15 protein-coding genes are annotated in these 7,261 nt (G+C 34.1%); 2 read left to right on the top strand and 13 right to left on the bottom strand.

Annotation, left to right across the window (positions count from 1 at the left end; translation table 11 throughout):
• From BLQ56_RS24085 to BLQ56_RS13765, 5 genes are all read right to left on the bottom strand, one after another.
• On the bottom strand, positions 1–503 hold a 503-nt coding region (locus BLQ56_RS24085; protein WP_204381079.1), incomplete at its 3' end, for a hypothetical protein.
• Positions 504–859: 356 nt separating this feature from the next.
• Positions 860–1,192 (bottom strand): helix-turn-helix domain-containing protein, encoded by a 333-nt coding sequence (locus tag BLQ56_RS13775; RefSeq protein ID WP_090855314.1) that lies wholly within the window; start codon positions 1,190–1,192, stop codon positions 860–862.
• A 199-nt stretch (positions 1,193–1,391) separates the two neighbouring features.
• Complete coding sequence (locus BLQ56_RS13770) at positions 1,392–1,598, bottom strand: hypothetical protein (protein WP_090855311.1); 207 nt, start codon at positions 1,596–1,598, stop codon at positions 1,392–1,394.
• 19 nt (positions 1,599–1,617) lie between these two features.
• Positions 1,618–1,914, bottom strand: a complete 297-nt coding sequence (locus tag BLQ56_RS23755; protein WP_204381078.1) for a DUF5658 family protein — start codon at positions 1,912–1,914, stop codon at positions 1,618–1,620.
• Positions 1,915–2,236: 322 nt separating this feature from the next.
• Positions 2,237–2,851: a hypothetical protein gene (locus tag BLQ56_RS13765; RefSeq protein WP_090855308.1), complete on the bottom strand. Its 615-nt coding sequence runs from the start codon at positions 2,849–2,851 to the stop codon at positions 2,237–2,239.
• Between the two features lie 153 nt (positions 2,852–3,004).
• Here BLQ56_RS13765 and BLQ56_RS13760 point away from each other — a divergent pair, with 153 nt between their 5' ends.
• Positions 3,005–3,352 (top strand): DUF3889 domain-containing protein, encoded by a 348-nt coding sequence (locus BLQ56_RS13760; RefSeq protein WP_386756447.1) that lies wholly within the window; start codon positions 3,005–3,007, stop codon positions 3,350–3,352.
• Between the two features lie 357 nt (positions 3,353–3,709).
• On the opposite strand, the gene BLQ56_RS13755 is transcribed toward BLQ56_RS13760, so the two are convergent.
• Entirely contained in the window at positions 3,710–4,099 is a 390-nt protein-coding gene (locus BLQ56_RS13755) for a YmaF family protein (protein WP_090855301.1), read from the bottom strand.
• A 185-nt stretch (positions 4,100–4,284) separates the two neighbouring features.
• Between BLQ56_RS13755 and BLQ56_RS13750 the strand changes: the two genes are divergently transcribed.
• Positions 4,285–4,512, top strand: coding sequence for a hypothetical protein (locus BLQ56_RS13750; RefSeq protein ID WP_090855298.1), 228 nt, complete (start codon positions 4,285–4,287; stop codon positions 4,510–4,512).
• A 92-nt stretch (positions 4,513–4,604) separates the two neighbouring features.
• On the opposite strand, the gene BLQ56_RS13745 is transcribed toward BLQ56_RS13750, so the two are convergent.
• The 7 genes from BLQ56_RS13745 to comGC all read right to left on the bottom strand — a co-directional run bounded on the left by BLQ56_RS13745 (position 4,605) and on the right by comGC (position 7,257).
• Positions 4,605–4,787 carry a YqzE family protein gene (locus BLQ56_RS13745; RefSeq protein ID WP_090855296.1) on the bottom strand — a complete coding sequence of 61 codons (183 nt, stop codon included), beginning with the start codon at positions 4,785–4,787 and terminating at the stop codon, positions 4,605–4,607.
• Between the two features lie 24 nt (positions 4,788–4,811).
• Entirely contained in the window at positions 4,812–5,330 is a 519-nt protein-coding gene (locus BLQ56_RS13740; protein WP_090855293.1) for a shikimate kinase, read from the bottom strand.
• Positions 5,331–5,413: 83 nt separating this feature from the next.
• On the bottom strand, positions 5,414–5,788 hold the full coding sequence (comGG, locus tag BLQ56_RS13735; RefSeq protein ID WP_090855290.1) for a competence type IV pilus minor pilin ComGG: 375 nt from the start codon (positions 5,786–5,788) through the stop codon (positions 5,414–5,416).
• Positions 5,785–6,228: a competence type IV pilus minor pilin ComGF gene (gene comGF / locus BLQ56_RS13730; RefSeq protein WP_090855287.1), complete on the bottom strand. Its 444-nt coding sequence runs from the start codon at positions 6,226–6,228 to the stop codon at positions 5,785–5,787. Before comGF ends, comGG begins: the two co-directional genes overlap by 4 nt.
• Positions 6,212–6,544 carry a hypothetical protein gene (locus tag BLQ56_RS13725; RefSeq protein ID WP_090855284.1) on the bottom strand — a complete coding sequence of 111 codons (333 nt, stop codon included), beginning with the start codon at positions 6,542–6,544 and terminating at the stop codon, positions 6,212–6,214. Before BLQ56_RS13725 ends, comGF begins: the two co-directional genes overlap by 17 nt.
• Complete coding sequence (comGD, locus tag BLQ56_RS13720; protein WP_175490302.1) at positions 6,528–6,971, bottom strand: competence type IV pilus minor pilin ComGD; 444 nt, start codon at positions 6,969–6,971, stop codon at positions 6,528–6,530. The genes BLQ56_RS13725 and comGD overlap by 17 nt, the downstream gene beginning before the upstream one ends.
• Positions 6,964–7,257 (bottom strand): competence type IV pilus major pilin ComGC, encoded by a 294-nt coding sequence (gene comGC / locus BLQ56_RS13715; RefSeq protein ID WP_090855279.1) that lies wholly within the window; start codon positions 7,255–7,257, stop codon positions 6,964–6,966. The genes comGD and comGC overlap by 8 nt, the downstream gene beginning before the upstream one ends.
• Positions 7,258–7,261 lie beyond the last annotated feature (4 nt).

Genomic DNA, 7,261 nt, shown 5'->3' with positions numbered 1-7,261 from the left:
TCTACCGGATCTGTTGGATCCACTGGGTCTACCGGATCTGTTGGATCTGTTGGATCTACTGGGTCTACTGGATCTGAACACTCTTCAATAACAATTTGTTCACTCCAAAGTTCTCCTATTCCTGGGTGTCCCTCCTCTTGGTAGACTTTGAACATAAATATCCCACCAATTTTAGGAACATGATTAATTGTAGCTGTTACACCTGACACTAACGGACCAACTTGGCCACTTCCGATAATGCTCCCATTTTTCGGATTACCAGAAGTACTAAAGTAGACTTCATAGTTTACAGTCCCCCGCATATCTCCGCTTCCACCGTTCTTTATGTAGGCAAATAATTCTACACAGGTTCCACCTTGACCTATCGATACAAGAGAACTTTTCCCCCAAGCATCAGATTTACCAGAACCTTTTTCTGCATATACTGGTAAATTTGTATGCATAAGAATGACTCCGATAAGTAACAATAAAGATTTTAAAATATAAATGAGTTTTCTACCCAACCCCGTTTCCCCCTTCTTTATTATTAATCGCCTTATAAAAAGAACAGGTTGTTCTTATTAAAGAACAATTTGTTTTAGTATAATCTGACATTATTTATTTGAAAAATACCAAAAACGCCATTTATTCTTAATAAAGAACACTAATGCTTAATTATTCTCTAATTTACTAGTTATTTCATATGATTACGTTTTTTGTTCTTTATAAAATACTAATTCAAGCTTTTTAATGTCTTCGTGGAATTATGCTGCTTATCGTGGAAATCCCCTCACTCTTTTCGGGATTAAATTTCTCCAAATATCCTAAAAAAATAAAAAAGGCATTTTACCTTTTCAGTAAAATGCACTTATCTTTTTATTTAATGCTTTTTTAATAACTCTAAAAACTCTCTAACTATTTTTATATTATTATTACTTAACTCTGAAGAAGATATTTCCTTTGCCAAGGATAGGATCTCTTGATCTAGTTGGTTGTCATTATCTTTGTTTTTCTCTTTAGCATGAACTAACAATACATCTACTTTAATTTCCAAAGCCTCAGCAATTCTTTCTAATACAGAGATACTGGGATTTGTTTGTTTCCCTCGCTCAATAAAGCTTATGTATGATTTGGATACACCTGATAATCTCGAAAGCTTATTGAGAGAGATTCCTTTATCTTCCCTTATTTCTCTTATAACAGTTCCATTCATTCAGAGTTTCTCCTTTCAGACAGCATGAATCATCTCCTCCAGTTAAGATTATTTATCTTTCTATATTAAAATAAATAATTCTTTATAAAGAACGACGCAATATAAGTATATAAGATTAGTCTATATTTTAAAAGAAATATGTTACTAGATAAGAAATGTTTTAAAAATCCTATATAAAATTCAACTATATAGGAAGCTACTATACTGTTAGATCTATTGCACTAGGTTTATACAACTCTACTTTCGAATATGCTTCTACTAGATTAAATGGCCGAACGACCTTCTCTTGTGGTTCATATAGCTTCGCTTGACTAAGATCTTGATTGCATGTAGGGCAGAACCATTCACCTGTTTCCGAGCTTCCAAATGAAGCTCGGTAACATTGATTACATAATTTCTTGTACATCATGCACTTCTCCTTTACTTTATATAATCTGAAGAATCCAATAGCTGTGTAACAAAAAAATGAATGTATAGCTAACTGAAGCAAACAATGACAATCGCTTGATCCATATGGAAGTAATCATTGTTAGGTGAAATAAAATGACATAAAGTAAACTAGATAATATAATCTTAAAGAGAAGGAAATAAAGAGGGTTACTTTCATAGAGCATATTCATTAGCGGATTCGCTTCAGTTATATGCCCATTTTGCAACCCATAAAAAGTAAAGAAGCCGTCGAGTAAATTTAATAACGCTAAATAATGTAAAATTATTTTCATATAAGTTAATCACCGCACTGCCCGCAGGTTGATAGAAAGCATGTACACTTCCCTCCTCAGAAATTCTATACACATTTCATAACAAATATACCTGTCGTTCTTTTTAAAGAACATATTCATTTTCAAGTATACTGCATTCTCCTAATGTTTAAAAAACGCCAAATTGGGCTGTTTATTCTTTAAAAAGAACATCTTGCATTAATTTCCTAATGAATCCTTCTATTTACATATCATTTCGCATCTTTTAAACAACGACTCAATCCATTACACAAATACAAAAAAGAGATTGTCCCATTGTTTACTTAGGACAAATCTCTTTTCTTTATTTACTCGCCTTTTCAGTAGCTGTAATAACGAGCCCTCGCTCAGTTTCTTTTGCAGTATAGGCGACATTATTTAAGTTCGCTTTCCCATCGATGATCTCATCCTTGTCATTAACAAGGCCAAGCTCACTCATTAACTTACTTATTTCCGTTTCCTGAACTTTTTCATTCTTATTTGTGGATGCAACTAATAAAAAGAAAGCTGCAATTGTATCTTCAAACTGATTCAGTGAATCCTCTATTTCATTCACTTCTTCGTACTTTTTAACTAATGAAACTCTTGCGACTTCATTTGTACCTTCATTTACGATTCCCTCAAGAATGAGCCCCTCACTCACATTTGCTTTGAACTCACCATTTTCAACAGGTAGACCATCAAGACGATATTCTCCAGACTCCTCCATTTCAGCTTGTGCCTCGTTCCAATTTGATTGAAGCTCGTCTGTTGTAAATCCTAAGGAGCCTAGTTTCACCACTTTCTCTTCTGTTTGTTGCACCTTCGGGGTTGGCTCTTCCTTTTTCTCTTCATCCTTTGCCTTATCTTTACCACCACAAGCACTTAAAACCATTAATGTCATACATAAAATAGCAATAATTATTCTGTTCTTATTCATAGTATCCTCCTATTAATTGTAGCTGTTTTTAATATGTACGTTGAGTAAATATTTCATTCTATTTCAGAAGAAATAAGTGTTTCCTTCACCTTCTCTTTTTACTTATTCGGTTTCTGTATATAAAGGGAATTTGTGGTAAATGATAATTAAGAGGTGATACATTTGAAGAAAAAAATTTACATCTTAATTATTTTGGCTGTTTTCTCTAGCTTGTCTTTAACAAATCCTATTCAAACCGCTTTTGCTGAAAAAAAGCCTGTACCTAATTATGCAAAATGGGGTGTCCTCGCAATGAAGGAAACACAAAAAAGATACCCAATGGCTGACATAAAAGATTACCAGCATATATGGCGTGAAGACAAAAAGAATGGGACAACAATCGAGCGATTTAAGCTTTGGCTCAAACAAGACAACAAAGAATTCGGATTATACGTTACCTTCACATTCGATACTAAGACAGAAGAACTGAAGGATATTTTATTTGTGGAGACACCTTCTTAAGGAAAGCGAAAACGTAATGATCAGCCATTAAAGAGTTGGATGACCTTAAGTGTGAGCGTCTTGAGGGGCTATCTGATTAATTTGAAACCTCTATTAGACATAACTCATGGTCTTAGCATAGATTTTGTTCAATAGGAGCCTTCTATTGAACATATCTCTCTTCGTCCCAGCAGTAATTTTGTTCAATAGGAGCCTTCTATTAGACATAACTCATCGTCCTAGCACTTATTTTGTCCAATAGGAGACCCCAAGAATGACTTTGTCTTATAGTATGTCATCTTATCAATTAAATACCCTACAGCTACCTTTAGACGAGCAACCAAACCTATCGTCTTTTTAACACCATCCTCCATATCCCTACCAACCTTCAGGAAAATAACCTATTCCTTCCCCTGTTTTCCCTTCATACTTGTGATCATGAACCTCTTTTTTACTAGTACTATATACGACTCCCCCATATTTTATATTCAATGGGTCATTATAATTCTTATAAACCCTTCCTGAAATTTCATGATAATGACCACCATCATCTTTAGGGATAGCAGGTCCAGTGATTCCATAGAATCTGTGATAATGTCTATTTGTAAACCTTGTAAGTCCTGTATAATGATGAACATGCTCGTCATCACTGCTTCCATTCACGTTAAAAGTAAAACCCTCAACTACATGTCGGTGATCAACATCTTCACTTGAAAGTGCATAAAAATAATGGGCATGGTGTGGCTTATTACTCCAATCAACAGACATCTGATTACCCACCCTTCAATTCATGTATCTATTTCATTGTATTTATTTAGCAATACCACTATGCAAATATATCAAGAACTGATCTGTGAGATCTTTTTCTTCGTGCTCTAGACAACTGCCCACGACTTTTTCCGCGTTTATCATATTCATAGTAATGTAAATAAAAACTTTGAGGAGGTAATTTCATGCACCCTGATCAACGATTTGGTTTTGCCTTTGGTCCTAGACCAATTGGCTTCCGCCCAAGACCTTTTGGGATATATGGAAGAAGACCCTTTTATGGATCACCTTTTGTAGGTGGACTATTAGGAGGACTTGTTGGTAGCACCATATTAAATCCTTATTTTTACACTGGTTACCCTTATGCAACACCGTTCTATCCACCGGTTTATGGTGGAGGGTTCTACTGGTAAGAATAATTTTATTCTTAAGCTTTCCTAAAATGAAATAAAAGAAGAGCTATCTCAAGGGTGTTAATCTAACACCACTAGAGACAGCTCTTTTTTTATCTTTTTTTCCTTTTAAACATAAGTGAAAACGCAATAGGCAGCACTCCAAACCAATGTGAAGTAAAGGGTGCACGCTCTGTTTTCTTCTTGAGTTTTGTTTCTTTTCGCAATTGTCTTGGTTGATCTAAGTAACTAACAAACTGCTGTGTCATGTATTTCACATAATCATTTGTGGACATAGAAATAACCACCTTTGGCCTTTTCTATACATTATCTCCACTTTCTAAGTTTTTAAGCTTATTCTGTATTTCTTTCACAATTTCTTCAATATTTTTATACGTAGTATCAATTGTGAAATGAGCTTCTTGATAAAAAGCAGATCGTGATTCAAATAAATTCCTTACTTTACTTTTGTCGTCTGTTTTTAGTAATGGTCTTGATCCATCAATTGAAACCCGAGAGAACACCTCATCGATTTCACAATACAAATTAAATACAATTCCATGTTCTTTCATCCATTTTCTATTTTCCTCTTGGATCACAATCCCACCACCAGTTGTAATGATTACATCGTTAACCGGGAATTCTCTTAAGAAGGTTCTCTCGTATTGTCTAAAGGTAGCTTCTCCTTCTTCTTCAAAAATGGCTGGTATCGTTTTCCCGACTTGTTGGATAATATATTCATCTGTGTCGATGACAGGTAATTGAAGTGTCTCAGAAAGTGCTTTCCCTATTGTTGTTTTACCCGCTCCCATAAATCCTGTTAAATAAATGGCTTTCATTTCTTTTTCCCCCGATATCCCTTTGTTTTGTAAATCATACTATATATTAGAACAAAAGAATACTGATAAATCTAAAAATAGAACTAACGCGATTCAATCCATTTTGAAATCGTGTTTGTCGTGAAATCATAAATAAATTGCGCTGAATAAATTCCACCCCCTACTGAAGAAGCAGTGATAATCACAAGAGAAGTTGTTTCCGTTTGTGGAGTAATGGTGTAGGAAGCTGCTCCATCATCATATGTTCTCAGTACTGTTTTACTTACCTTTGCTTTAGTGTGGGTAGTTACTTCTTTCACAGTTAACATCATAATCTGATCAAGCTTATAGAGGTTTTCAGTCTCCTTATAAAACTTCGTTTCTAACAGGTAAAGATTTAGTTGATGTATGAAAATAAAGGTGAAAAGAAGGGAAATGCTAATCGTCATTGGGAGGATATGACCTTTTTGGTTTCTCATAATCCATTTACCGGTATCTCGCTGTAAGTGAAAAACGTCTTTGAATATGATTTCCCACTTAAATCTACAACAGATAGTTGAAATCCATTTTCTTTAGGTGTAAAGATTAATGACTTAATGTTTTGCAATAGAATTTCATGACCGGTCCCATTTACACGTCTTCTCAATTTATCTTGATAAATCTCAAAGCTAACTAATTGGTCATTTAACGTTTTCATCGTTAATACGGAATCGGTTACTTGTATTTCTTTTGCTTCCTTTACTTCTAATTTTGTTTGCTGATAAAATACTTCCCATTCTAACGGGTTCAATTTAACCTCTCTTTTACTATCCATTACATGTAAGACTGGGACTATTAATACGAATACCACTAATGAACAGGCTAGAGCAATCAGCATTTCTAACAGGGTAAAGGCCATTTCATTATTCAAATGACGCATACGAACACCTTGTACTATTCCGATTTAACCGATTGACCCAAGTAATACATAGCTTGTTCTGATCATCTTCCCAGTTCATTCTATAGTTCACTCTATTTCGAGTTACCGTTTTTATCTGTCTTTCTTTTCCTTCAAGAACTACTAACTTTAATTCCTCGTGTAACAGAGTATTTGCTTCATTTATCATCATTAAATTAGTTCGTTCGTTTTTTACTAAAAGGTAATTGGGAATTAAAAATAAGCATATGAGTAATAAGATATTTAACGAAACTAACATATCGACTAAAATGTATCCTTTCTTACACTTTAATAACATAAAATCTACCTCTTCCAAGCTGGAATACTACATTGTATTTTTCCTGACCATATATAACCTGCATCGTTCCAGCTTTATTTACGTTCCCATTACTTCTGATAACTAATATAGATCCTAAAGTATTAGGATTAATGGTTATATTTTCATCATAATTCCTTGAGATAATCTCGGTGTTACTTTCTACTAGAATGGCTCGGTATGAAGATGAAGAACTGTAGAAGTATACTTTCACAGTATCACTATGACTTAGCGCATATTGTTGAGAAAGTAAAAGATCATCTGTTAATTGATCGAAGAATTGGTCGATTACCTTCTGTTGGTATGAGGGGGACAGCCTAAGTGTAGGTATTGTAGTAATCATCACTAAGATACTAATGACAATTAAAATTTCTATTAATGTAAAACCTTTCTGATCCTTATTATTCACTCGTCGAAACGACTCCATTAGTGATGACGATATCATATCCATTTGGACATTTTTTCTCTTTTAAGTAACCACCAGTTATTAAGTCATCTACAGAAGTTGGTTTACCTCCTGTTTCCATTTCAAAAGCTTGAACCTGCGCTTCAACCGTTTTTAAAAATGCTTTGCACCCTTTTTCATTAATAAATGAATTATGTTTCGTTACATTAGGAATTGCGATTAATAGTAACACCGAAATAACGAGTAACACGATTAACATTTCAATAAGCGTAAATCCTTTTTGATTCACTTTG

Origin of the sequence: Litchfieldia salsa, assembly GCF_900104555.1 — a bacterium.
Classification (GTDB): Bacteria; Bacillota; Bacilli; order Bacillales; family Bacillaceae_L; genus Litchfieldia; species Litchfieldia salsa.
Note: the sequence above shows the minus strand (reverse complement) of the source record. Positions and strands in the feature narration are given on the sequence as shown.